Raw genomic sequence first — 22895 nt, 5'->3', positions numbered from 1 at the left:
CGGGAGCCGATGGCACGGGAGCGGATGGCGAGCGAGCCGGTGGCACGCGAGCCGGCGCCAGGGAATCCGTCGGCGTCGAACGCGGCGACCCGCAGGCCGTCGCCACCGAAGCCGCCGGCGCGGGCGCGGGCGCCCCCGCTGCGGAAGCCTGCGCCGCCGACGCCCGCGCCGTGGAATCCCACGCATCGGGAACCCTCGCGGCGGCGCCACAGGAACCGGCTCCGGGCGCCCCCTCCCCCACCCACTGAGAAGACCGGACCACCACCGTGCACCACCGCTCCCTCGCCCACACCACCGTCGGCGCCATCGGTCTCGGCGCCATGCCCCTGTCCATCGAGCACCGGCCGGACGAGAGTCGGGCGCTCGCCACCGTCCATGCCGCCCTCGACGCGGGCGTCACCCTCATCGACACCGCGGACAGCTACCACTGGCACACGGGCGAGACCGGCCACAACGAACTGCTCGTGGCCCGCGCCCTGGCCCGCTACGGCGGGGACACCTCGGCCGTCCTGGTCGCGACCAAGGGCGGTCGGGGGCGGCCCGGCGACGGCAGTTGGACCGTCGACGGCCGACCGGCCCATCTGAAGCGGGCCGCCGAAGCCTCCGCCGCGCGGCTCGGCGTGGACGCGATCGGCCTGTACCAGCTCCACAAGCCGGACCCGGCCGTGCCCTGGGCGGAGTCCGTCGGCGCGCTGCGCGAGCTCCTGGAGGCGGGCACGATCCGCGCCGCCGGGATCTCGAACGTCTCCACCGACCAGATCCGTGAGGCGCACCGGATCCTGGGCGACGGGCTGGTCTCCGTGCAGAACGAGTACTCCCCCGCCGTCCGCGACAGCGAGCCGCAGCTGAGGCTCAGTACGGAACTGGGTCTGGCCTTCCTGCCGTGGAGTCCGCTCGGCGGGATCTCGCGGAGCTCCCTCGACGGCCCGTCCGGCGCCACCTCTGCGGGTACCGGCTTCCACCGGATCGCCGCCGACCACGGGGTCAGCCCGCAGCAGGTCGCCCTGGCCTGGCTCTTGGCCCGCTCCCCGGCGGTGATCCCGGTCCCGGGGGCCAGCCGTCCCGCCTCCGTCGCGGACTCGGCGCGGGCCGCGGACCTCGTGCTCGGCGCGGAGGAGCTGGCCCGGCTGGACGCGACACCCCTGGCGGACTGAGGACAGCTCGGCGGCCGCCCCCGATCATCACCGGGGGCGGCCGGAACGGAGCAGTCCACTCAGTCAACTCCCGCCCCTCTGGCCTTGATTGGCCGTTTCTTTACTGCCCTCCGGAGACCTTCGCGTGCTTAATGGTGCTCCCGCCGAGCGCGGCGGGAGCACCGATCGCATCCGGACGTACGGGGGGATCGCATGGATGCCGCAGACACCACGGGCGCTACGGGCGCCGTGGGCGCGACGGGGGGAGCCGGCGGTGCGCAGCCGCCACCCGTGACCCCACCACCACCGCCGCCACCACTCGCTCCCACACCTACACCCACGTCCGCACCCGCGCCGGGGCCAGTGCTCGCGGCCGCTCCCGCCCCTACCCCCACTCCCGCACCACCTGGCAGCCCGCCCACAGGGCCGGGGCAGCCGGTGGCCGAGTGGCCGCTTGCGCCCAAGCGGGCGTTCCAGGCCCAGCCGTCCGGCCTCGCGGCGGGTGGGCGGGCGACCGCCGACGCGCCGAAAGGGTCGCGCAACACGCGGGTCCTGAGCCTTCGGGTGACCCGGCGGATGCTGTTCATCGGGTCCGCCGTGATCCCGTTGCACAACATCAGTTGGGTCGACGCCTACATGGAGAAGCCGAATCGGTCCCAGGCGGGTGCTTGGGCCCTCCTGTTCGGCTTCCTCGTGATGTTCGTCTCCACGGCCCTCAGACCGTCGAGTTCCAACGCCGCCGAGTTCCAGCAGAGCGGCCGGGTGATCGCCACAGCCCTCATCGTGGGCGGACTGCTCTACGTCTTCCGACGGCCGAAGCCCGCTCTCGCCATCGGGACGACCGGCGGCAGCACGGTCGTCCTGACCCTGCCGACGCTGGAACAGCTCCGGACGATCTCCCGGCAGATCGCGGACACCATCGAGAATCCCGAGCACGGGTTCAGCACGCTCGTGCAGCAGTTCACCACCACCAACAACCACTTCGGCGCCGTCGTGAACATGATCGGCGGCCGGGGGAACAAGGGGATCAGCGGATGAGCGAGGACGCGAGCGCCCCGACCCGGTCGGCCACCTCCACCACGCACCACCACGGCCCGGTCGTCACCATGCACGGCGGTCAGGGCAACATCGGCATCAACAACGGCACCAGCAACGCCACTTTCGGCGGCCCGGACCGGTCGGATGTCGCCCTGACGGCCGCGGTGAACGAACTCAGCGACCGTTTGCGAGAGTTGGCTCCTCAGCTGACTCCGGATCAGGCGCAGGCCGTCGAGGACGCCCTCCCCGAGTTGGTGCCGGACCGGACCGTCCTCCGCGAGCGGGCCCTCGTCCTCGCCTCCGTCGCGCAGATCGCGGCGGCCTCCGGGGCCATCGGGCAGCCGGTGGGACTGGCCCTGGGGCAGCTCTTCGGGGCGCTGGGGTAGGCGCCCCTGCCCCGGGGCTCAGGAATCTCCGCGGACGGCCCGCGCCAGGAAGCGGTGCGCGGCGTCCTCGTACGCGTCCACCCGCCAGCCCGTGGTGTGGAGCGCGACGCGGAGGTGGGGTTCGGCGAGGAGGTCGTCGGGGTCGAGGGGGCGGTGGTGTCGGGCGGCCCGCTCGGCGCGGCCCGAGGGGTGGAAGAGGAGCAGGACCCCACCCGGAGCGGTGACACGCGCCCACTCCCGGAGGGCCGCGCGCGGATCGGGGAGGTGGTCGAGCAGGCCCGCGGAGAAGATGCCGTGGACGATCCCGGTGGGCAGCGGGAGGTGGTTGCGGTCTGCGGCCACGAGCCCCCCGTGGTCGGTACGGCCGTGGCGGGCGGCCTCGACCGGCATCGCCGGGGTGAGGTCGAGGCCCAGGACCCGCCCCTCCGCGCCGACCTGTTTGCGGAGGGCGGGCATGGCGCGGCCCGTACCGCAGCCGAGGTCGAGGGCGAGCGAGCCGGGGGCGAGTGCCATCCGCGTCACCGCGCGCGCGTAGACGGGCTCCTGGTAGGCGAACCGCCGTTCCCGGTCGTCGGCGCGGCGGGTGAAGAAGGCGCGGGTCGAGGCGTGTGCGGAGCGGGCGCCGATCAGGTCCGCGAACCTGCCGAGCAGCGTCTCCACTCCGGGGTCGAGGGTGGTCTCGGCATCGGTGCCCGGGGCGCTGGCGCTCTCGCCCCGGCGGGTGGGAAGGCGTACGTCCCACGCCCTGACGCCGATCCGGAGCACCTGCCCCGGCACGCCGCCGGTCGAGATCGGCGCCGTCCGGTCGCGGTCGGCGAGCAGCGGGTCAGCAGGTTCGCCCTGGGGCGGGAGCATGGGCCGACCACCGACGGGGCCCTCCCGGAATCGGACGGCGGGCCCCACGGCCTCGCCAGGCACTCCGCCGGCGATGTCGAGCTCGGTGTCGGCACCGGCGCCCGTACCGGCGCCGAGGATCAGGAGCGGCACTTCGACGGCCAGCGCCTCCCGGACCAGCGCGGCGACACCCGCCCCGTCCCACCGGGAGTCATGACGGGGCGGGCCGAGCGGCGCCTCCAGGACGGTGACGCCCTCGACCCCGGACAGGAGAGCGGCCCCCTCCCCGACCGGTCCACCGAGCGGAAGGACGCGGTGGGCGAGGCCCGCGTCCGAGAGGGTGCGGACCAGCCCGGGCGGGACACTGCGGGCTCCGCGAGACACGACGACGACCGCCATCCCCGACTCATTGCTTTCCAGCTGACCTGGCCATTTCAGGTTGCATCTACGCAAGGATGCGCCTCCATGAGCCGCATATGCCAGCACCTTCACATACTGGGACGCGGCAGCGCAGGCAGCGGCGGTGGCCGCCGGGACGTCAGCTCAACGAGCCCTGGGAAGGTCCTCCGAAACGAGCAGAGCGAGCCGGCGCAACCGCCGGCAGTACTCGCCTCCTGCCGGCTCGCCGATCTCGGGGACGACCCGACCCAAGTCCTCGACGCGGCTCCGCAGGAGGGCGCCGTCCTCCGCGTCGAGAACGCCGTCGTCGATCCAGCGAACGACGCAGCCCGCGATGTCCCACTCGATGAGCCACACGTCGGCGCCTGCGAACGTGGCACCTCGCAAGCTGTCCGGGAATGGCGCCCGGCGCAGTTCCTGCCAGGCACGGTCCACGGCCTGCGCCCGCTCGGTCGATTGGCTCACTTGAGCCATTCTGCAACAGCCGCGGAGCCGCCCTGAGGGCCGCGGCCATGCCTGCGAACGTCAGGAAGCCCTCCGGTGACCCGCCGCCGCCCCCGGCGCCCTACCGGGTCGCCAGGCGGTCGAGGAGGGCGGCGCTGTGGGCGAGGAGTTCGCGTTCTTCCTCCGTGAGCTCCGCTTCGATGGCGCGGGCCAGCCAGCCCGCCCGGCGGCCCCGTTCCGCTTCGAGGGTGTCGCGACCCTCGGGGGAGATCTCGACGAGGGATTTGCGCCCGTCGGTGGGGTGCGGTCGGCGCGTGATCAGACCCTGTTCCATCAACAGGCCCACCACGCGCGCCATGGACTGCGGGCGGACCCTCTGGTCGGCGGCGAGGTCGCTGGTGGTCATGGCGCCGTTGCGGTCGAGTGCGCCGAGGACGGCGGTCTGGCCCAGCGGGACGCGGTCCTCGTGCTTGACGCGGCGGGTGAGTTTGCCCATCGCGGTGCGCAGTTCTGCGGCGATGGCGGCGGCTTCCGTGGGGGGCATAGGGCACTTTACCCCGGTAGCGGACCGTAGCGGCCCCTGACCTGCACAGCCGCACTGCACAGCCATACTGCTCAGCCGAACTGCACAGTTCAACTGCACAGCATTGCTGTATTGTTTCTTCCGTCGGGCCCGGCGTCAGCGTTGCCGCAGCAAGGACCCGCCACATGACGACGGGAAGGAACTCCCATGTCCGCAGAGGCAGTCACACCCCTCGACGCCCGCGCCACCACCGGCCACACGCCCGGAATCGCCGGCGACACCCGCACCGGCACCTCCGACACCGACACCACCATCGAGAAGGTCGTCGCCCGCCGGATCATCGACAGCCGGGGCAACCCCACCGTCGAGGTCGACGTGCTCCTCACGGACGGCTCCGTGGGACGCGCCGCCGTCCCCTCCGGCGCCTCCACCGGCGCCCGCGAGGCCGTGGAACTGCGGGACGGGGACTCCGCGCGCTGGCACGGCAAGGGTGTCGACCGGGCCGTCGCCCACGTCAACGGCGAGATCGCGGCGGCCGTGCGGGGGCGCGCCGCCTCCGACCAGCGGGGCCTGGACGCCGCTCTCGTCGCCCTCGACGGCACCGCCACCAAGGCCCGGCTCGGCGCCAACGCCGTCCTCGGGGTCTCCCTGGCCGCCGCCAAGGCCGCCGCCGCGGCCCACCGCCTGCCGCTCTACCGCCACCTCGGCGGCCCGGAGGCCGACCTCCTGCCGCTCCCGATGATGAACATCGTCAACGGCGGCGCCCACGCCGACAACCCGCTGGACTTCCAGGAGTTCATGATCGCCCCCGTGGGCGCGGAGTCCTTCGCCGAGGCCGTCCGCATGGGCAGCGAGGTCTTCCACACCCTGCGCCGCGACCTGCTCAAGGCCGGGCACTCCACCGGAGTCGGCGACGAGGGCGGCTTCGCGCCCGCGCTGCGCACCGCCGAGGAGGCCCTCGACTTCGTGACGGCCGCGATCGAGCGCACCGGCTACCGGCCCGGCGCCGACATCGCCCTGATCATGGACCCGGCGTCCTCGGAGTTCTTCCGCGACGGCGCGTACGACTACCGGGGCGAGGGGGTCCGCCGCACCCCCGCCGAGCAGGTCGAGTACCTGGCCAAGCTCATCGACGCCTACCCCGTGGTCTCCATCGAGGACCCGATGGCGGAGCACGACTGGGAGGGCTGGCGGGAGCTGACCGCCCGGGTGGGCGACCGCTGCCAGCTGACCGGCGACGACCTCTTCTGCACCAACGAGTCGCTGCTGCGCCAGGGCATCGACACCGGTGCCGGCAACTCGATCCTCATCAAGGTCAACCAGATCGGCACGCTGACGGAGGCCCTGGCCGCCGTGGACACCGCCCACCGGGCCGGTTGGACGGCCGTGATGTCGCACCGCTCGGGCGAGACGGAGGACACGACCATCGCGGACCTCGCGGTGGCCACCGGCTGCGGCCAGATCAAGACGGGCTCCCTGTCCCGCTCGGACCGCACCGCCAAGTACAACCAGCTCATCCGCATCGAGGAGGAGCTGGGCGCCGCCGCCCGCTACGCGGGCCGCTCGGCCCTGCGCCACCTGCGGCAGGCGTGATCGACGACTTCGGACGGGAGTGACCGCCGACCGAGTGCGGGGGGTGCACCTCCCGACGCACACCCCCGCGACGCGTACTCGTGTCACCCCTGTCCGTACCTCCAAAGAGGTCAGTCGCAAAAGCCACCCTCTTCGGGCCATTCACCAAGCATCTGCTGGCGCGTTGTCGATTCGAAGTCCGCATATGCAAAATGACGACGGGTGTCGGATCCCCCGGCGCCTCCACAGGACAGCCGTCCTGCCGGGCGACCCTCCGCAGACGGCCCTCCCCGTTCCTGCTCATGAGGCGAGGTAGCACCGATGGCCAGTACCCGGACCCCTGACGGTAGCGCAGCGCTCCTCCGCCTCCGCGCGGCGGCCCGGGTGGAGACCTCCGCGGCCTTCGACCCGGGCCGGCCCGACCGGGTCCCGCCGCCGCGCCCGGACCATCGGATCGCCCGGTGCGTCGCGGAAGCCCTCGGAGACGCCGGGTCCGTCCTCGACCTCGGACCGACCGGCGGTTCGCCGATCGCAGACCGCTTGCCCTTCGCGGACGGGGAGTTCGAGGGGGCGATGGCGCTGCTCGGTCTCCACCAGTGGCCCTCGCTCGACGCCGGGCTGCGCGAGGTCCGTCGGGTCACGCGCGGCCCCGTGGTCGTCCTGACCCACGACCCGGCCCGGATCCGCGAGTTCTGGTTGCACCGCTACGCGCCCGAGGTCCTCGACATCGAAGCCCGCCGCCACCCCACCATCGACCGGATCGCCGCCGGGCTCGGCGGCGACTGCACCGTACGGCCCGTACCCGTACCGCTGGACTGCACCGACGGATTCGACGAGGCGTACTACGGCCGCCCCGAACTGCTCCTCGACCCCGCGGCCCGCCAGGCCGGATCGGCCTGGAGCTTCATCGACGACCGGGTCCGGGAACGGTTCGACCGCTCCCTCCGCCGCGACCTCGCCTCAGGCGCCTGGGACGCCCGCCACGGCCGGCTCCGGACCACCCCCTTCCACGAAGGCTCCCTCGTCATCGTCCGCGCCGTTCCCTGAGGACGCCGGACCGGACGCGACGGGGCCCGCACCGCCCTCGGGTGCGGGGCCCGTCGACACGGCGCGCGCAAAGGATCAGGCGGCGTCGCGGGTGCGGGCGTAGGTGAGGAACAGGGCGCCGCTCTTGAGGACCGTGTGGTCGGTGAGGGTCCAGGAGGACGGGTCGAAGGCGGCGTTGCGGGAGAAGAGCGGGATGCCGTTGCCGATGGTCAGCGGGGCCACCTTGAGGACGAGGGTGTCGATCTCCGCGTAGAGGGCGCCCGCCAGCTCTGCTCCGCCGATCAGCCAGATGTCCTTGCCCTCCTCCTTCTTCAGGGCGCGGACCACGGCCGTGGGGTCCTCGGCGACGACGCGCACGGCGGGGTCCGGGCTCTCGGTCAGGGTGCGGGAGAACACCAGGTGGCGGAGGTGGGGGAAGGCGTCCGTGATCCCGGCGGCGAGGCCGATCTCGTAGCTGCGGCGTCCTTCCAGCACCGTGTCGAAGTGGGTTCCCTCCGCCGTCACCCCCAGGGCCTGCCGGGCCGGGCCCGGCAGGGCCTCGGGGTATTCGGCGACGAGGTGCTCGATGTAGTCCGCCGGGATGGGCCAGAATCCGTTCGGGCCGGTCGGGTCCGCGCCGTCCGGGCCCGCGATGAATCCGTCCAGGGTCGACGCGGCGAAGTAGGTGAGCTTGCGCACGGAGAACCGGCCTTCCAGAAGGTCGTTGATGGGGCGTCAAGACTCAGTCACGCGGACCGGAAGCGGCAAGATCCGGTTCGCGGGCATCCCTCAGGAGCGGCCGGTGGTGGAGGCGAAGCCGAGCCAGGTGTGACGGTTGTTCCACCAGCACCAACCGACCTTGGGCGCGCCGCGGTTCTCGCGGCCGTCGCGGCCCGTGCCACCGCTGATCCAAAGGGCCGGGGTCCGCGCGTCGAAGGTGCCGTTGTCCTTGCGGAGCCGGGAGCCGATGGTCATGAAGCAGAGGTTGCGTTCCAGGGCTGCGGGCTGTTGGAGCAGCCAGTGGATCCCCTCGGTGAGGGTCAAGGGGCTGCGCCCGTCCGCGGTGAGGACCGGCAGGGCCTCCTCCGGGGTCCAGTTGCCCAGGCGGTCCCCCCGATCGGGACGGTCCACCAAGTAGAGCGCCCTGTCCGGGAGTTCCAGGCCGTGGGGGGTGAAGAGGTCCACGTCCGTCATGTCGACGACGACGAAGCCGGGCTTCTCCGCCCGGCGCAGGAGCGGGGTCAGGGCGGAGGCGGGCGCGCGGGACGGGTCGACGGCGAGCAGGACGTCCTCGCGGTCCGGGCCCTGGGCCTGGGCGAAGGCCCGGAACTCGGCGGCGGGGATGCCGGTGAGCTCGGGGAGGCCCAGTTCGACGAGGCGTTCGGCCTGCACGGCGAGCGACGGCAGGGGAATGACGGGGGCGGAGTCGGGAGCAGGGGTGCGGGCAGCGGTGGTTCCCGGGGCCGACGCGTCGGAGGAGGGCTGTGGGGTCAAGGTGTCTCCCGTGGTGGTGAGCAGATCAGCGCTCTCGGTGGCGGTGCAGGTGGTGGTGCCGGTGGCGGTGGCGGTGGCGGTGTGAGTGCCCGTCCCAGTTTCGGTGGCCGTGGCCGTGGCGCGGGGGATGCCGTGGATGCCGTCCCCCGCGCCGGCCCGGACGGGGTTCAGCGGCTGAGTCCCCGGAAGCGGCGTACGGCCAGGGGGAAGAACACCGCGATGAGCAGCAGCGGCCAGCCGACCGCGAGGAGTTCGGCGTGCGCGGTGGCCCAGGAGGGGTCCGCGCCTTCGGTGCTCCCGCCCGGGTTCCCGAGGAGGCCGCGGACCGTGGTGGCCGTGGCGGAGAGCGGGTTCCACTCCACGAGCGCGCCGAGCCAGGCGGGCATCGAGCCGGGGGTGGCGATGGCGTTGGAGAGGAAGGTGACCGGCCAGACGAGGATCTGTACGGCCTGTACCAGGTCGGGGCGGCCGGCGACCAGGGCCAGGTGGATGCCGATCCACAGCATGGCGAAGCGGAGCAGCAACAGCAGGCCGATCGCGGCGAGGAACGAGCCGGCGCCGTGGTGCCAGCGCCAGCCGATGGCGTATCCGGCGGCGGTCATCACGGCGAGCCCGGCCGCGGACTGCAGCATGTCGGCGACGCTCCGGCCGACGAGGACGGCGCCGCTGGTCATCGGCATGGAGCGGAAGCGGTCGACGACGCCCTTGCCCAGGTCCTGGGTGACGGACAGCATCGTGGCTTCGAGACCGAAGGCCATGGTCATGGTGAGCATGCCGGGCACGAGGTAGTCGGTGAAGTCCCCGCCCACCCCGCGCCCGCCGCCGATGAGGAAGCCGAACATCAGGAGCATCATCACGGGGAAGGCCAGTCCGACGGCCACCTGGGCCGGTCGGCGGGCCCAGTGGGCCAGCTCGCGCCGGGTCATGGTCCAGGAGTCGACGGCCGCCCATTTCAGGCGGGCGGCCGGGCCCTCCGCCGGTACCGCGGCGGGGTCCGCCGCCAGGGCCGCGGTCATGCGGCTTCTCCCTTCGTCAGGTGGAGGAAGACCTCGTCGAGGGTGGGTCGGCGCACGGCGATGTCGCGCGCTTCGATGCCCGCCGCCTCCAGGGCGCGTACGGCTCCGGTGAGGGCGGCCATCCGGTCGGTGGCCGGGGCGCTCACGAGTCGCCGGTCCGCGTCGGCGACGGTGCCGCCGGGCAGCAGGGCGGCCGCGCGGGCCAGCTGGTCGGCGTCGCGGACGACCACGTCGACGCGGTCGCCGCCGGTGGCCGACTTCAGCTCGTCCGCGGTGCCCTCCGCGATGGCCCGGCCCTGGTCGATGACGGTGATCCGGTCGGCCAGTTGGTCGGCCTCCTCCAGGTACTGGGTGGTGAGCAGGACGGTCGTGCCGCCGCCCACCAGGGAACGCACCGCGTTCCACACCTCGGTGCGGCCCCGCGGGTCGAGTCCGGTGGTCGGCTCGTCGAGGAAGAGCACCACGGGTCGCGAGATGAGGGAGGCCGCGAGGTCGAGGCGGCGGCGCATGCCCCCGCTGTAACGGGCGACCGCCTTGGTCCCGGTGTCGGCGAGCCCGAACCGCTCCAGCAGCTCCTCGGCGCGGGCCGCGGCCCGGCGGGCGCCGAGTCGGTGGAGGCGGCCGAACATCTCCAGGTTCTGCCGGCCGCTGAGCTCCTCGTCCACGGCGGCGTGCTGCCCGAGGAGGCCGATCCGCGACCGGACCTCCCGGGCGCGGGTCGCCACGTCGAGGCCCGCCACCGTGACGCGGCCCGCGTCGGGGCGCAGGAGCGTGGACATGGTCCGAACGGCCGTGGTCTTCCCGGCGCCGTTGGGGCCGAGGACGGCGTGCACGGTGCCGGCCGCGACGGTGAGGTCCAGGCCGTCAAGGGCCCGCTGGGACCCGTACTCCTTCCGCAGGCCCTCGACGAGGATCGCCGGGCCCCGTTCGTCCGACCATGCGGTCTCCAACCCTTCACGGATCTTCACCGATCACCCCACTGATCAAACTTGACTAGCTCCACGATGTCCCACCGTACGACTCCGTCCCGCATTAGTCAAACTTGATTACTGGACCGGGGGTGAAGGGTCGGGTGCGTGCCGCTCCGTCCGCGCCCCCTCGATAACCTGGGCCGAGTTGTCCAGAGAAGGAGACCCCATGTCAGCGATCCGGCTGCTGGTCCTCGGCGCGGTCCGCCAGCACGGTCGCGCGCACGGCTACCAGGTCCGCAACGACCTGGAGTTCTGGGGCGCCCACGAGTGGTCCAACGCGAAACCCGGCTCGATCTACCACGCGCTCAAGCAGATGGCGAAGGAAGGGCTCCTCCTCGCCCACGAGGTCGCGCCCAGCACGGTCGGCGGCCCGCCGCGCGTCGAGTACGAGATGACCGACCGCGGCACCGAGGAGTACCTGACCCTGCTCCGCCAGTCCCTGACCTCGTACGACCAGAAGATGGACGTGCTCTCGGCGGGCATCGGGTTCATCGTGGACCTGCCCCGTGAGGAGGCCGTCGCCCTCCTGAAGGAGCGGATCGCGCGGGTCCGGCAGTGGCGGACTTCCGTGACCGAGTACTACACCCCCGCGGAGGGCCCCGGACAGCTCGGGCACATCGGCGAGATCATGAACATGTGGGTGCACTCCGCCGACAGCGAGGCCGCCTGGACCGAGGGGCTCATCACCCGCATCGAGGGCGGGGCCTACACCTTCGCGGGCGAGGGCGACCCCTTCGTGGGCGTCCTCGCGGACGGCGAACCGAACCCGTACGCCACGGGCCCCCACCCGGAGGACGCCGGCTGAGGGTGGCGCGAGCCGCGGGGTGAGCCGCGGGGCGGACCCCCGTGGACCGCGCCGCCACCCGCCGTACCCCCTCGCGGCTCGGTCTCACCAGGTCACTCCCACCGGATCAGTCCCACCAGAAGTGCCACTCCTCGGCGCCGACGAGCTCCCGCGCGTACCCGGAGAGGCCGTCCGGTCCGCCGCCCTGCCAGATGTTGTCGGGACAGAAGGCGAAGTGTTCGGCCGCGACGAGGAGGGCTTCGCGTTCGTCCACCGGTGGGCGGGCCACGCTCAGACGGAGCGTGTCGAAGCCCACCGCGACCACGCGGGCCCCGAAACGGTCCTCCCAGTCGCGCACCACGGCGGAGTGCTTGGCCGTGTCGTTGTCGTGGTTGCACGGGCCCTCCCACCCCACGGCGGTCAGGGCCTCGGCGCCGGAGTCCGCCGCGACGAGCCCGAGGCGGACCCACGGGCAGAAGGCGAGGTACTCGCGTGCGGAGGCCCGGGCGAACACCTCCGCCTCCGCTTCCGCTTCCGCCCGGGCGCGCTCCGCCGCCTCCCGGTGGGGGCGGGCGGCGATCCCCGGCCACGCCCGGCCGAACGGGGCCGTGATCGGCAAGGGGCCCGCACCGTCGAGCGGATCCACGTCGGCCGGGTCTTCCGGTTCCGCTCCGTCCCCCCACCAGTCCGCGAGGACGGCCGCGGGATCGTGGTCCGACGGAGAGGACTTCCGCCGGTGGGAGAGCTCGCCGGACCCCCAGGGCCGGAAGTCGGCGTGTGCCGGATCGAGCGCGTCGAGCAGCAGGGGCCACAGGCCGGAACGGCCCCGCGCCGCGTGCGCCTCCGTCCACTCCCGGAGGGTGGTCGGTCCGTCGCCCAGCCACAGCACGGGTCCCGCGTCCCCGCTCCCGTCGGACTCGACCAGCCGGCCGGGCGGGAGGATCCCGTCGAGCGCGCGGAGGGCTTCCGGTCGCACCCCTCGGCGGACCGCGCGGACCTCGCGGACGGCACGGCCGCCACGGCGGAGGCCCCTCATCGGGCGTGATCCGGCGTCAGGACGGACTTCAGGCGGGTGATGTTCTCGTGCCAGGGGGCTCCGTCCGCCTCTTCCCACAGTTCCATGGCCTCCGAGGGCGCGGTCACCACGCGGTCCAGGGCCCGGTGGGCGAGCTCGCGGAAGGCGGTGAGGTCGGGGAGGGGCTCGTCCGGGCCGTAGGCGGTGTCGACGGGCTGCCCGCCGGGGCACTGCGCCGCGATGAGGGCGGCGGCCGCGACGGCCCGGTCCGCCTCGCGCGAGTCCAGGAAGTCGGCTCCCGTGCGGACCACTTCGTCGAGCGTGGCCCGTACCAGCTCCGCACGGTCCCGCGGAGCGGCGGCGTCGAGATCGCCGCTGAAGTCGGCCGCGCTGTCGTTGTCGAAGGGCCCGAAGTCCCACGTCCCCATGTGTCTCTCCCCGCTGCGATGGATCACTGTGCGCCGCACCGCACCGCACAGTTCGGTGCCGTTCCGTTCTCCGTCGGACGGGGCTCACGACCCCGTCCCGCTGTGCGCATCCTGACAGCGGGCACTGACAGTGGGCAGGGACGGTGGGCGCTGACGGCCGGCGTCGAGGGCGCGGCCGTGAAGGGCGGGACGGCGTCGGGGGTCATCGCGGAGGATGGGGACGCGGCCGGGGTGGGTACGCGGCCGAAGTCGGGACGCGACGGAGATCAGGGCGGGGTCGGGGGCGGAGGGGGACCGGATGCGGGGCGTGGTGCGGGGCGGGCTGGTGTGGGGGGCCGCGGCGCTGGGCGCGGTCGTGGCCGTGCTCGCTTCGTTGGCCGCCAACGCCGCCACCGGGGAGGACAGGTGGCCGGGGCCGCTCGACGCGCTGCGGCAGCATCCCTGGGCCTGGGTCGGCGGTCTCGCGGCGGCGGCCGTCGGGGTGGCGGTACTGGCGGCCGTACTGTCCGGCGGTCCCGCCGCCGGGGCCGGTGACCCGCCCCCGCCGCCCGCCGTGCCGGTGGAGGACTGGGTGATCTCGCGGGCCGAGGCCCGGCAGGGCGTGGCCGCGGTCGCCGGGCGTCGGCGCGGTGGCGGGGCGATCGGGATCACGACCTCCCTGGAGGGGGCCGGTGGTTTCGGGAAGACCACCTTGGCGGCGATGGTCTGCGCGCATCCGAGGGTCCGCAGGAGGTTCCGGGGGCGGATCTACACCGTCACCATCGGCCGGGACGTGCGCAGCCGCGAGGAGATCGCCGCGAAGGTCACCCAGGCCACCGCCTTCATCACCGGGGACGCCACGGCCTTCCCGGATCCCGACCTCGCGGGTGACCACCTGGGTCGCCTGTTGGACGCGCGGCCCCGGACCCTGCTCGTCCTCGACGACGTGTGGGAGCAGGGGCAGTTGGCTCCGTTCCTGCGCGGCGGCAAGGACTGCGTGCGGTTGGTGACGACCCGGGTGCCGGCGGTGCTGCCCGAGGAGGCGGTGCGCCTGCGGGTGGACGCCATGACTCCCGAGCAGGCGCGGGCGGCGCTCACCTGGCGGCTCCCGGAGCTTCCCGAGGGCACCGTCGCCGGTCTGTTGGAGGCGACCGGCCGCTGGGCCATCCTGCTGCGGCTCACGAATCGGCTGATCGCCGGTCAGGTGTCCACCGGGGCGGACCCCGTGATCGTCGCGGACTCCGTACTGGCGCGGCTGCGGGCCCGCGGACCGGCCTCGGTGGACCCGGACGGGGAGTCCGTGGAGGCTCCGGACCTGGACGTTCCGTCCCGTCGGGCGCAGGTGGTACGGGCCACGGTGGAGGCCGCCACGACCCGGCTTCCCGGCGAAGGGGCCTCCCGGTACGCCGAGTTGGCCGTGTTCGTGGAGGACGAGCAGGTGCCGGTGGCGCTGGTGCTGCGCCTTTGGGCGGCCACCGGTGGGCTCTCCGAGGAGCGGGGCCGCGCCCTCCTCGGTGAGTTGGGGCGGCTGTCGCTGATCTCACTGGCGCCGGAGGGCGGCGGGCGGATCGGCCTCCACGACGTGCTCCGGGACTACCTGCGCGGCGAGTTGGGCGAGACCCGACTGCGCCGGCTGAACCGGGTGCTGGTGGAGGAGGCCGTACCGCGCGAGTGGACCGAGCCGTGGGCCTGGCGGAACCCCGTACCGATCGCGGAAGCGGTACGGGCACCGGTCCCCGGTCCGGAATCGGACGGCCCGGCAGAGGCGCCGGGCCGCCGGACACCGGAGGAGCATGACGGTCACGGCGGCGCCCCGGACGCCACCTTCGGCGGATACCTCCTGGACCACCTCGTGGAACACCTGTTGGCCGCCGGACTGGAGGCCCGGGCCGAGCGACTGGCGGGCAGCATCCGTTGGGTGGAGCGTCGGCTCGCGCAGCGCGGATCCTCCGCGCCCTGGGCCGACCTGACCCGCGTCCCCTCCCCCTCGGCCGCCGCGCTCGCCCGCGACCTCTCCCGTACCGCCCACCTGCTCACGTCCGCGGATCCGCCCGCCGCCCTGCGGAGCACCCTCTACAGCCGGCTGGGGCCGCTGCCCCACTGGGACCTCCAGATCGCCGCCCGGCTCGCCGCCCGCCGCGCCGACGTCCGCGACCCCGTCGGGCCGCTGCTCGTCAACCGGCGGACGCCACCGGACCTGCCCGATCCCTCCCTGCTGCGGACGTTCACCGGCTGGGAGAAGGAGGTCTCGGCCGTGCTGTTCGCGCGGGACGGCAGTTGGGTGGCCGGCGCGGACCGTGCCGGAGAGGTCCGCGTGTACGACACCGGGACCGGTGACCTCGTGACGGTGGCCCGCACCGGCGCCCGCGACCCCCGCGCCCTGCACCACGGCACCGACCACGACTGGCTCTCCCTCATCGACGGCCAGGGCCGCGAGCACCGTCTCCGGCCGATGACCGGCGAGGTGCGTCCCGAGCCCCGGACCCGGTTCGTCGGCGGGACGGCGCTGAGCGCGTCCGCGGACGGCCGGCTCGTCGTGCTCGTGGGCAGCACCGGGGTTCCCGAGGTGTGGAGCCGCTACCGGCGGACCCTCCTCCGCCTCCCCGAGGCCATCGGCACCGTGACGACCACGGCCGTCACCGCCGACGGCGGGCGCATCGCGCTCGGCTACCGGGGCGGCACCCTGTACGTCATCGATCCGACGCTCCTGCACGGGGCGCTGGCGGACCCACCGCCCGGCCCGCCCTTCCACGCCCCCCAGGACGGCACCGGCGAGCGCCCGTCCAGCATCAACGCCCTGGCCCTCGCCCCGGGCGGCGACCGCTGCGCCACGGGGGACTACGAGGGCAGGGTCCGGCTCTGGTCCCCGCCCGCCCGGACCGCCGACGCGTCCCTGGCCGCGCACCGGGGTCGGGTGCTCGCCCTGGCCTACGCCCCCGACGGCACCCGCATCGCCAGCGGCGGTGGCGACGGCGCCCTGCGGGTCTGGGCGGCCGACGCCCCCGCGGGGCGGAGGGGCCGCTACGGCGCCCGCCCGGTGGACTCCCTCGCCGTCGCCGCGGACGGGACGCTCACCACGCTGGAGTCCCGCACCGCCTGGCTGTGGGAAGGCAGCCGGTACCCCCGTACCCGGTTGCCCCACGTTCCCGGGATCGGCACCGACGCGGTCGTACCGGCCCCGGACGGCTCGTGGGTGGCCACGACGGCCCAGGACGGGCGGACCCGGCTCTGGAATCCCTTCAACGGGCAGGTCCGCAGGTCGTGGGCGGGGCCGCCCGGGATGGTCGTCGGGCTGGCTGCCGTCCCCGCACCCGGTGCGCGCCCCGGTCCCGCGCTCCTGGTGAGCGCGACGCGGAGCGGGGCCGTGCTGTGGGACCCGGCCTCGGGGGACGCGCTGCGCTCCTTCGCCCGGCCCGGTACCACCGCGATCGCCGTGTCATCGGACGGGGCCCGGCTCGCGCACGCCGCCGGACCGGAGGTGCGACTCCATTCCCTGCGCGCCGCCGGGCGTCCGCCCGGTGTGCTGTCCACCCGGCTGCCCGCCGTCCGGGCTCTCGCCTTCGACCCGGCCGGGGACCGGCTGCTGACCGCGGGCGACGACCACCTCCTGACCCTGTGGGACACGGAGGGACTCGCCCCGCTGGGCACCCTCGACGCGGGACCCGGCGCCGGCCGGGTGACGGCCGTGGCGGTCTCCCCGGACGGCCGGTGGATCGCCGCCACGACCGCGGACCGGGCGGTCCGCGTCTGGTCGTCCACGGACCTCCGCCCGGTCACGGGCGTCCGCGCCGACGGCACCCTCACCTCCTGCGCCTGGACCCCGGAGGGCACCACCCTCCTCGTGGGCGGAGAGCACGGCCTGTACGCATACGAGTTCCTGGAGGCATGACGGGCGCACCCCTGAGCCCCTGCGCCCCTGAGCCCTTGAGCCCCTGCGCCCGTCCTACGACGCCGCCGACGAGCCCTGGGGCACCCCGCTCGCCGAGTGGGAGCGGGAGACCGTCGCGTTGGCGCGGGGGTCTCCCGGAGCCCTGTCGGCCCCGGGCCGACTCCCGGTAGGCTGACCGAGCTACTCGCTGGTAGCACATTGGGAGGGTCGCCCACCCGGCGCGACCCACGAAGGAGTGGGCCCATGCGCGCGAATCCGTCCTCCGCCACTGTGCTCGGCGGCCTGCTCGTGGCTGCCGGTGTGGCCCACTTCGTGGTGCCGCGGCCCTTCGACGCGATGGTGCCGCGGACCCTGCCGGGCCCGCCCCGCACCTGGACCCGGATGAGCGGACTCGCGGAGATCGCGGTGGGTGCCGCGGTCGCCGCTCCCGCGACCCGGCGGGTCGGCGCGCTCGCGGCGGCCGGACTGTTCGTCGCCGTGTTCCCCGCGAACGTGCGGATGGCGTACGACTGGCGGCACCGGCCCGCCCCGCTCCGGGCGGCCGCGCTGGCCCGACTCCCCCTTCAGGCACCTCTCGTCCTGTGGGCCCTGCGGGTCCGCCGGGCCGCCGGCCCCGCCGCCTGAGAGCGGGGGCACGGGCGGCCACGGAAGCGCCGGAAGGCCCTGGTTAGGGTGGGGGCCGCCGAGGTTCGACCGACCCCGGACCGGGCTCGGTTCCACCCGCCCGCGGCGCCCTTCCACTCCACCCCGGAGGTCACCCATGGCACGCTCCCTCGACGGCCTCGTCTTCGTCCCCGTGGCCGACCAGGCGCCCGGACAGGTCGGCCGGCAGACCCGGTTCGACTACCACGAACGGGACGGGCGGATCTGGGCGGAGTACGCCGGCGGGGACGTCGACCGGGGGCACCTGGTCGGGACCCGCACCGGCGACGCCCTCGACTTCCGCTACGTCCAGCTCCGCGCCGACGGCACCACCGCCTCCGGACACTGCACCTCGCTCGTCACCGAACTCCCGGACGGCCGCCTGCGGTTGGAGGAGACGTGGACCTGGGAGTCCCAGCCGGGCCGGGGCACCAGCACGGTGGAGGAACCGGCCGCCTGACCGCGACCGTCACACGGAGGCGCGCGGCGGGGAACGCGGTGTGCGGCGGAATCAGTTCTTGCGGGTGAGGGGGGCGCCCTCGAAGGTCACGCCCGCCAGGCCGTGGGCGAGGAGGTTGCGGATGTTGGCGTGGTCCGTGCCCTCCGGGGTGGCCAGCACGCCGCGGTAGTGCTCGCCGAACGCCGACAGGGCCTCCTGGTCGCTGAGACCTTCCAGCAGGGCCAGCCCGAGGGTCTTGCAGGACCCCTCGTTCTCACCGGCGGCGTTCTCCTGCCCGCCGTTGCGGAACGCCCGCGGCCGGTAGTCGTAGTGCGCGGCGACGAAGGCCAGGGTGTCGGCGAACTCGTGCTCGCCCGAGGCCAGGCTCGTCCGCAGCGCGTCCAGATCAGTCATGTCGGCCTTCCCGGAGGTTTAACGGACGATCGTCTTCCGTCCGTGACCGGACGACGATATCCCCTGCCGGGTGGCGCGAAGGAACCGACGGGCACGTGCGATGGCCAGGAATCCACGCAGGTCACGACGTGCTTCCCTACGAACCGGTCGGCACGCGCGGACCGGGCCCGCCCGATCCCGACGCCGGGCCGGCCCGTGGCCGAGATCCACGGCGGCCGAGATCCACGGGGGAGGGTGGGACCAGCGGCGGCCGGGATCAGCGGCGGCCGGGGGTCCAGTGGAGGTGGCGGGCGGCTTCGGTGAGGGGCCACCGGCCGTTCGCGTCCCCACCGGTGACGTGGAAGACCCGGAAGCCCTCCCGCGGTTCCAGGGCGGCGCAGAGGGCCGCCGCCAGGTCGGTGGCGGCGAGGGCCGGGATCAGGGTGCCGTCCTCGGTGTGGTGGGTGGCGGAGTCGGCGCCCGGCAGCGCCCAGGCGGGCCACGCCTCGTCCGTGGTGGGCCAGGCCAGGCGCAGGGCCGTCACGGACAGGCCCCACTCCTCGACCGCGGCCCGGCACACCTCCTCGCCGAGGCGCTTGGTCAGCCCGTACAGGTCGGTGGCGTCGGGCGGGACGGTCTCGTCCAGGCGGCGGTCGACCAGGTCGCGGTAGACGGAGAAGCTGCTGAGGAACACGGCGTGCCGGATCCCGGCCTCGTGCGCGGCGCGCAGGGCGAGGTGGACGGAGGTCACGTTGACCTCGAAACCGCGGGCCGCTTCGGCGGCTCCGCTGTCGGCGGCTCCGGCCATCGCCATGTGGAGCACGGCGTCCATCCCGGACACGGCGCGGGCCAGGGCCTCGGGGTCGGCGGCGCTGCCCGGGAGGTGTTCCACTCCCCCGGCGGCCGGGGGACGCGGGTCGAGCACCCGGAGCTCGTGCCGTTCCGCCAGCCGGGGGAGCACCAGGCCCCCGACGTACCCCGCCCCGCCGATCACCAGTACGCGCATGCGCCGACGCTAACAGCGCGGTCCGGCCGGGGAAAACGCCTTTCCAAGGGCCGGGACGCGGAAACGCGCGCGAAAGCGCGCGCCCGGGTCGCGCCCGACCGGTACGGCCGGAGATCCGGCTCCCGCCGCCCGACGGGTCCGCACCCGGGGAGCGAGCATAGGATGACCGTATGATCTTCATTGTGGTGAAATTCCACGTCAAGCCCGAACACGTCGACACGTGGCCCGAGCAGGTCGCGCCGTTCACCCGGGCCACCCGCGCCGAACCCGGCAACCTGTGGTTCGAGTGGTCCCGCAGCCTCGAAGAGCCCGACACCTACGTCCTGGTGGAGGCGTTCCAGGACGACGCGGGCGAGGCGCACGTCTCCTCCGAGCACTTCCGGGCCGGGCTGGAGACCATGCGTCCGCTGCTCACCCGCACCCCCGAGATCGTGAGCACGACCATCGCGGGCGCGACCGGCTGGAGCCGCATGGGCGAACTGCAGATCGACTGAGCCGCGCACACCCCGGCGGGCCGGGCCGCACCCTCGCGCCCCGGCCCACCGGACCGACCCCGCCGATCACCACCGCGCGACCAGCCGCTCCTCCCCGCCCCGGTGCCGGTACAACCAGGTGGTGCCCGGCGGGGCGGCGCCGGTGAGGTAGCCGACGATCGGCTCCCGCTGGGTGGCGCTGTCCAGCTCGGTCAGCAGGGCCAAGGCCTCGGGGAGCGGGAAGAAGGCCGCCCGTTCGATCTCCTCGTCCCGCGGTGCGGGCACCCCGGACCAGGAGTCGACCTCGAAGGCGACGGCCAAGGCCGAGGGGTGCGTCTCGGAGTCGATGTGCATGAGGAACGCGGTGCGCACCGGATCCCCCACGGACAAGCCCGTCTCCTCGCTCAGTTCGCGCCGCAGGGCCTCGTGCCACAGCTCGCCGTCCTCGACTCCGCCGCCGGGGAGCGACCACAGCGCCTCGCCGCCCCTGCCGAGCCCTTCCCTGACGAGGAGCACCTCCTCGCCGCGCCGCACGACCCCGATGACGAGCTGCGCGCGCGGCCGGGGAGCCCGGGCCGGCCCGCCCCCGTCCGCGACTTCGGGAGCCCCGCCCCCCACTGTTTCGATCATGGACCGACGGTACGCCGGCGCCCGCCCTCCGCGCCGCCGTCCCGCCGGGTCCAGCAGGCGCGGACGCGGGTGCGGAGCCAGGTGTGTTCGGGGTCGGCGTCGTTGCGGGGGTGCCAGGCCATGGCGAGGGTCAGGGGCGGGAGGTCCAGGGGGATCTCGAAGGTGTGGAGGCCCAGGGTGCGGCGGTGGTGGTCGGCCGAGTCGGCCGGGACCAGACCGACCAGGTCGGTTTCGCGGCACAGCAGCAGGGACGCGCTCCAGCTCGGGACGACGGCGGCGACGCGGCGGCTCAGGCCCAGGGCGCCGAGGGCCTCGTCCACGGGACCCCGGACCCGAGCCTGGCGGGAGACCCCGATGTGGTCGGCGGCCGCGTAGGCGCGCGCCGTGACGGTGGTCCGGGCGGCCAGGGGGTGGCCGGGACGGACCACGCCCAGGACGCGGGTCCGGCTGAGGGTTTCCGTGCGGGTCTCCGGGTCGGGGTGCCCGATCACCCCGATCTCCAGGTCCAGGCGGCCCTCCCGCAGGGCCGGCGTGCCCTCCAGCGATTCCGGCATGAAGCGCAGGGTGACGCCCGGGGCCTCCCGGGCCACGGCGGCGACGAGCCGGGCCGCCGGGCCGTCCGCGAGGACCGCGTCGCTCGTCTGGACGGTGAACTCCCGGACCAGCCGGGCCGGGTCCGTCACCGGCGCGGGCACCATCAACTCCCGTGCCTGGCGCACCAGGACACGGACACGGGGGCGGAGCTCGACGGCGCGCGGGGTCGGGACGAGCCCACGTCCGGCCCGTACCAGCACGGGATCGGCGAGGGCCCGGCGGATCCGGCCCAGCGTGCGGCTCATCGCCGGGGCCGAGACGTGCAGGCGGGCCGCGGCCGCCGTGACGCTCTCCTCCTCCAGCAACACGTCCAGGGCGACGAGGAGGTTGAGGTCCAGCGGTCGGGAGGAGGCCAGGAACTCCTGCCCACCCAGCATCGGTTCGGTCGGCGGGTGGGCGTCCTGGTAAAGGCGCCGGGCTCCGGTCACTGTGTCCCCCCTCACAGGCCTGCGGGTCCGGATCCGGGCCCGCCTGCGCTCTTGCGTCTGACGCAAGGACACCTTGCCATGTGTGCACTGGAGTTCATCCGGGACCCCGCACAGGCTGGGCCCATGACAGACGAACACCTCAGGAACGACCCGACCAACGACCCCGAGGGCGACCCGAAGAGCGGCCCGGGGAACGACGCGTCGGGCGGCGTGGCGCGCGGCCCGTCGGGGGACGTGCTCGCCGTGGCGAGTCAGAGCGGTGCGGCCGTCCACTTCTTCGACGCCGCCGACCACCGGCGGCTGGGCGCCGTCGAGGTACCGGGCCAGCCGCACGAGCTGTGCTTCGACCCGGTGCGGCGGCGGCTGTACGCCACCCTCACCTACCGCTCGGGCTACTACCACGCGCACTCCGGTCAGGCCCACGAGCTGGCCGTCATCGATCCCGACCGGCGCCGCCTGCTGGACCTGGTCGACCTCTCCCCCGAGGTCGCCCCGCACGGCATCACGCTCGATGGCTCGGGCGAGCTGCTGTGGATCAGCGTGGAGGGGGCGGGGCACGGGCCGGGGGGCGACACGGCGGACGGCGCCCTCGTGGCCCTCGACGCGGAGACCCTGGAGCCCGTGCGCCGGGTTCCGGTCGGCGCGCCCGGGCCGCACTGGTTCGCGCTCGCTCCGGACGGGAGCCGCGCGTACAGCGCCAACAAGGAGGCGCCCTTCCTCTCCGCCGTCGGGACGGGCCCGGCCGGCGCGGCGGGGACCGTGCGGTTCCCGGTGGCCGGGGGCAGTGAGGGGATCGCCGTGTCCCGGGACGGCCGGTACCTGTACGCGGCCGGACCGAAGGCGGACTTCCGGGCGGTCGGGCCGGCGCCGGACGCGGGGGTCCGCGTGCTCGACGCCGTCACCGGGGAGGTGGTGCGCACCCACCGCACGGAGGGGTTCGTGTTCCCCGTGCACGTCACCGTCGGGGGGCTGGTCCTGGCCGGGGAGCTGCGGATGCTCGCGGGCGGGCCGGGGCTGGGCGCGCAGGCGCCGGGGCTGCTGCACGTGTACGGGGAGGACGGGACCGAGCGCGGGAGCGTCGAGGTGGGCGCCTTCCCGTTGACGGTGACCTCCTCCCCCGACGGCCGGTACGGCTACGTCGCCGCGGTCTCCGCCGGCACCGTGACGGTGGTCGACCTGCGCGCGGGGACGGGCCGGCCCTCGGTGGTGGCCACGCTGGAGGTGGAGAGCGCGGGCGAGGCGGGGGCCCACGGACTCGCCTACGTCACGGCCCCGCCCCGGTGACGGCGCCCACCGCGCGGGCGACCCCGCTCCGGTGAGGGCGCGACACCGGCACCCCGAGCGGGGCGGGCGGGTGTA

The 22895-nt window shown here is 74.5% G+C and carries 24 protein-coding genes; 11 read left to right on the top strand and 13 right to left on the bottom strand.

Features of this window, described 5'->3' with window-relative positions; translation table 11 throughout:
- Positions 1 to 266 precede the first annotated feature (266 nt).
- The 3 genes from ABTZ17_RS08920 to ABTZ17_RS08910 all read left to right on the top strand — a co-directional run bounded on the left by ABTZ17_RS08920 (position 267) and on the right by ABTZ17_RS08910 (position 2557).
- A complete protein-coding gene (locus ABTZ17_RS08920; protein WP_352194849.1) occupies positions 267 to 1154 on the top strand; it encodes an aldo/keto reductase in 888 nt (295 codons plus the stop codon).
- A gap of 192 nt (positions 1155 to 1346) precedes the next feature.
- The gene (locus ABTZ17_RS08915) at positions 1347 to 2171 is read left to right on the top strand and encodes a DUF6232 family protein (RefSeq protein WP_352194848.1); all 825 of its coding nucleotides are present in this window, start codon (positions 1347 to 1349) and stop codon (positions 2169 to 2171) included.
- Entirely contained in the window at positions 2168 to 2557 is a 390-nt protein-coding gene (locus ABTZ17_RS08910) for a hypothetical protein (protein ID WP_352194847.1), read from the top strand. Before ABTZ17_RS08915 ends, ABTZ17_RS08910 begins: the two co-directional genes overlap by 4 nt.
- 18 nt (positions 2558 to 2575) lie before the next feature.
- Here the strand turns inward: ABTZ17_RS08910 and ABTZ17_RS08905 are convergent, their stop codons facing one another.
- The 3 genes from ABTZ17_RS08905 to ABTZ17_RS08895 form a co-directional block, all read right to left on the bottom strand.
- Positions 2576 to 3790 (bottom strand): class I SAM-dependent methyltransferase, encoded by a 1215-nt coding sequence (locus ABTZ17_RS08905; RefSeq protein ID WP_352194846.1) that lies wholly within the window; start codon positions 3788 to 3790, stop codon positions 2576 to 2578.
- Positions 3791 to 3934: 144 nt separating this feature from the next.
- A complete protein-coding gene (locus ABTZ17_RS08900; protein ID WP_352194845.1) occupies positions 3935 to 4255 on the bottom strand; it encodes a hypothetical protein in 321 nt (106 codons plus the stop codon).
- Between the two features lie 100 nt (positions 4256 to 4355).
- A complete protein-coding gene (locus ABTZ17_RS08895; RefSeq protein WP_352194844.1) occupies positions 4356 to 4778 on the bottom strand; it encodes a MarR family winged helix-turn-helix transcriptional regulator in 423 nt (140 codons plus the stop codon).
- A 186-nt stretch (positions 4779 to 4964) separates the two neighbouring features.
- Here ABTZ17_RS08895 and eno point away from each other — a divergent pair, with 186 nt between their 5' ends.
- Positions 4965 to 6350, top strand: a complete 1386-nt coding sequence (eno, locus tag ABTZ17_RS08890) for a phosphopyruvate hydratase (protein WP_352194843.1) — start codon at positions 4965 to 4967, stop codon at positions 6348 to 6350.
- A gap of 300 nt (positions 6351 to 6650) precedes the next feature.
- Complete coding sequence (locus tag ABTZ17_RS08885) at positions 6651 to 7376, top strand: class I SAM-dependent methyltransferase (protein ID WP_352194842.1); 726 nt, start codon at positions 6651 to 6653, stop codon at positions 7374 to 7376.
- 75 nt (positions 7377 to 7451) lie between these two features.
- On the opposite strand, the gene ABTZ17_RS08880 is transcribed toward ABTZ17_RS08885, so the two are convergent.
- The 4 genes from ABTZ17_RS08880 to ABTZ17_RS08865 all read right to left on the bottom strand — a co-directional run bounded on the left by ABTZ17_RS08880 (position 7452) and on the right by ABTZ17_RS08865 (position 10815).
- Positions 7452 to 8054, bottom strand: a complete 603-nt coding sequence (locus ABTZ17_RS08880; protein ID WP_352194841.1) for a dihydrofolate reductase family protein — start codon at positions 8052 to 8054, stop codon at positions 7452 to 7454.
- Between the two features lie 90 nt (positions 8055 to 8144).
- Complete coding sequence (locus ABTZ17_RS08875) at positions 8145 to 8768, bottom strand: DUF5701 family protein (RefSeq protein WP_352194860.1); 624 nt, start codon at positions 8766 to 8768, stop codon at positions 8145 to 8147.
- Between the two features lie 248 nt (positions 8769 to 9016).
- Positions 9017 to 9865, bottom strand: coding sequence for an ABC transporter permease (locus tag ABTZ17_RS08870; RefSeq protein WP_352194840.1), 849 nt, complete (start codon positions 9863 to 9865; stop codon positions 9017 to 9019).
- Entirely contained in the window at positions 9862 to 10815 is a 954-nt protein-coding gene (locus ABTZ17_RS08865; protein WP_502994625.1) for an ATP-binding cassette domain-containing protein, read from the bottom strand. Before ABTZ17_RS08865 ends, ABTZ17_RS08870 begins: the two co-directional genes overlap by 4 nt.
- Positions 10816 to 11002: 187 nt before the next feature.
- Here ABTZ17_RS08865 and ABTZ17_RS08860 point away from each other — a divergent pair, with 187 nt between their 5' ends.
- Positions 11003 to 11641 carry a PadR family transcriptional regulator gene (locus tag ABTZ17_RS08860; RefSeq protein WP_352194839.1) on the top strand — a complete coding sequence of 213 codons (639 nt, stop codon included), beginning with the start codon at positions 11003 to 11005 and terminating at the stop codon, positions 11639 to 11641.
- Positions 11642 to 11747: 106 nt separating this feature from the next.
- Here ABTZ17_RS08860 and ABTZ17_RS08855 read toward each other — a convergent pair whose 3' ends face one another.
- On the bottom strand, positions 11748 to 12656 hold the full coding sequence (locus tag ABTZ17_RS08855) for a DUF4253 domain-containing protein (protein WP_352194838.1): 909 nt from the start codon (positions 12654 to 12656) through the stop codon (positions 11748 to 11750).
- On the bottom strand, positions 12653 to 13063 hold the full coding sequence (locus ABTZ17_RS08850; RefSeq protein WP_352194837.1) for a DUF4259 domain-containing protein: 411 nt from the start codon (positions 13061 to 13063) through the stop codon (positions 12653 to 12655). The genes ABTZ17_RS08855 and ABTZ17_RS08850 overlap by 4 nt, the downstream gene beginning before the upstream one ends.
- Before the next feature lie 298 nt (positions 13064 to 13361).
- Here ABTZ17_RS08850 and ABTZ17_RS08845 point away from each other — a divergent pair, with 298 nt between their 5' ends.
- The 3 genes from ABTZ17_RS08845 to ABTZ17_RS08835 all read left to right on the top strand — a co-directional run bounded on the left by ABTZ17_RS08845 (position 13362) and on the right by ABTZ17_RS08835 (position 18033).
- Positions 13362 to 16931, top strand: coding sequence for an NB-ARC domain-containing protein (locus ABTZ17_RS08845; protein ID WP_352194836.1), 3570 nt, complete (start codon positions 13362 to 13364; stop codon positions 16929 to 16931).
- A gap of 243 nt (positions 16932 to 17174) precedes the next feature.
- Positions 17175 to 17555: a DoxX family protein gene (locus ABTZ17_RS08840; protein WP_352194835.1), complete on the top strand. Its 381-nt coding sequence runs from the start codon at positions 17175 to 17177 to the stop codon at positions 17553 to 17555.
- A 136-nt stretch (positions 17556 to 17691) separates the two neighbouring features.
- The gene (locus tag ABTZ17_RS08835; protein WP_352194834.1) at positions 17692 to 18033 is read left to right on the top strand and encodes an avidin-fold protein; all 342 of its coding nucleotides are present in this window, start codon (positions 17692 to 17694) and stop codon (positions 18031 to 18033) included.
- Between the two features lie 51 nt (positions 18034 to 18084).
- Here ABTZ17_RS08835 and ABTZ17_RS08830 read toward each other — a convergent pair whose 3' ends face one another.
- Complete coding sequence (locus tag ABTZ17_RS08830) at positions 18085 to 18426, bottom strand: HopJ type III effector protein (RefSeq protein WP_352194833.1); 342 nt, start codon at positions 18424 to 18426, stop codon at positions 18085 to 18087.
- Positions 18427 to 18682: 256 nt separating this feature from the next.
- Positions 18683 to 19411, bottom strand: a complete 729-nt coding sequence (locus ABTZ17_RS08825) for an NAD-dependent epimerase/dehydratase family protein (RefSeq protein WP_352194832.1) — start codon at positions 19409 to 19411, stop codon at positions 18683 to 18685.
- A gap of 170 nt (positions 19412 to 19581) precedes the next feature.
- On the opposite strand from ABTZ17_RS08825, the gene ABTZ17_RS08820 reads away from it, so the two are divergent.
- Positions 19582 to 19905: a putative quinol monooxygenase gene (locus ABTZ17_RS08820; protein WP_352194831.1), complete on the top strand. Its 324-nt coding sequence runs from the start codon at positions 19582 to 19584 to the stop codon at positions 19903 to 19905.
- Between the two features lie 66 nt (positions 19906 to 19971).
- Here ABTZ17_RS08820 and ABTZ17_RS08815 read toward each other — a convergent pair whose 3' ends face one another.
- Both ABTZ17_RS08815 and ABTZ17_RS08810 read right to left on the bottom strand, forming a co-directional pair.
- Positions 19972 to 20514 (bottom strand): NUDIX hydrolase, encoded by a 543-nt coding sequence (locus ABTZ17_RS08815; protein WP_352194830.1) that lies wholly within the window; start codon positions 20512 to 20514, stop codon positions 19972 to 19974.
- Positions 20511 to 21536, bottom strand: a complete 1026-nt coding sequence (locus ABTZ17_RS08810) for a LysR family transcriptional regulator (RefSeq protein ID WP_352194829.1) — start codon at positions 21534 to 21536, stop codon at positions 20511 to 20513. Before ABTZ17_RS08810 ends, ABTZ17_RS08815 begins: the two co-directional genes overlap by 4 nt.
- 123 nt (positions 21537 to 21659) lie before the next feature.
- Between ABTZ17_RS08810 and ABTZ17_RS08805 the strand changes: the two genes are divergently transcribed.
- Positions 21660 to 22820: a YncE family protein gene (locus ABTZ17_RS08805; RefSeq protein WP_352194828.1), complete on the top strand. Its 1161-nt coding sequence runs from the start codon at positions 21660 to 21662 to the stop codon at positions 22818 to 22820.
- Positions 22821 to 22895: the final 75 nt, after the last annotated feature.

Origin of the sequence: Streptomyces sp. NPDC097619 (assembly GCF_040302735.1) — a bacterium.
In the GTDB taxonomy this organism is placed as follows: Bacteria; Actinomycetota; Actinomycetes; order Streptomycetales; family Streptomycetaceae; genus Streptomyces.
Note: the sequence above shows the minus strand (reverse complement) of the source record. Positions and strands in the feature narration are given on the sequence as shown.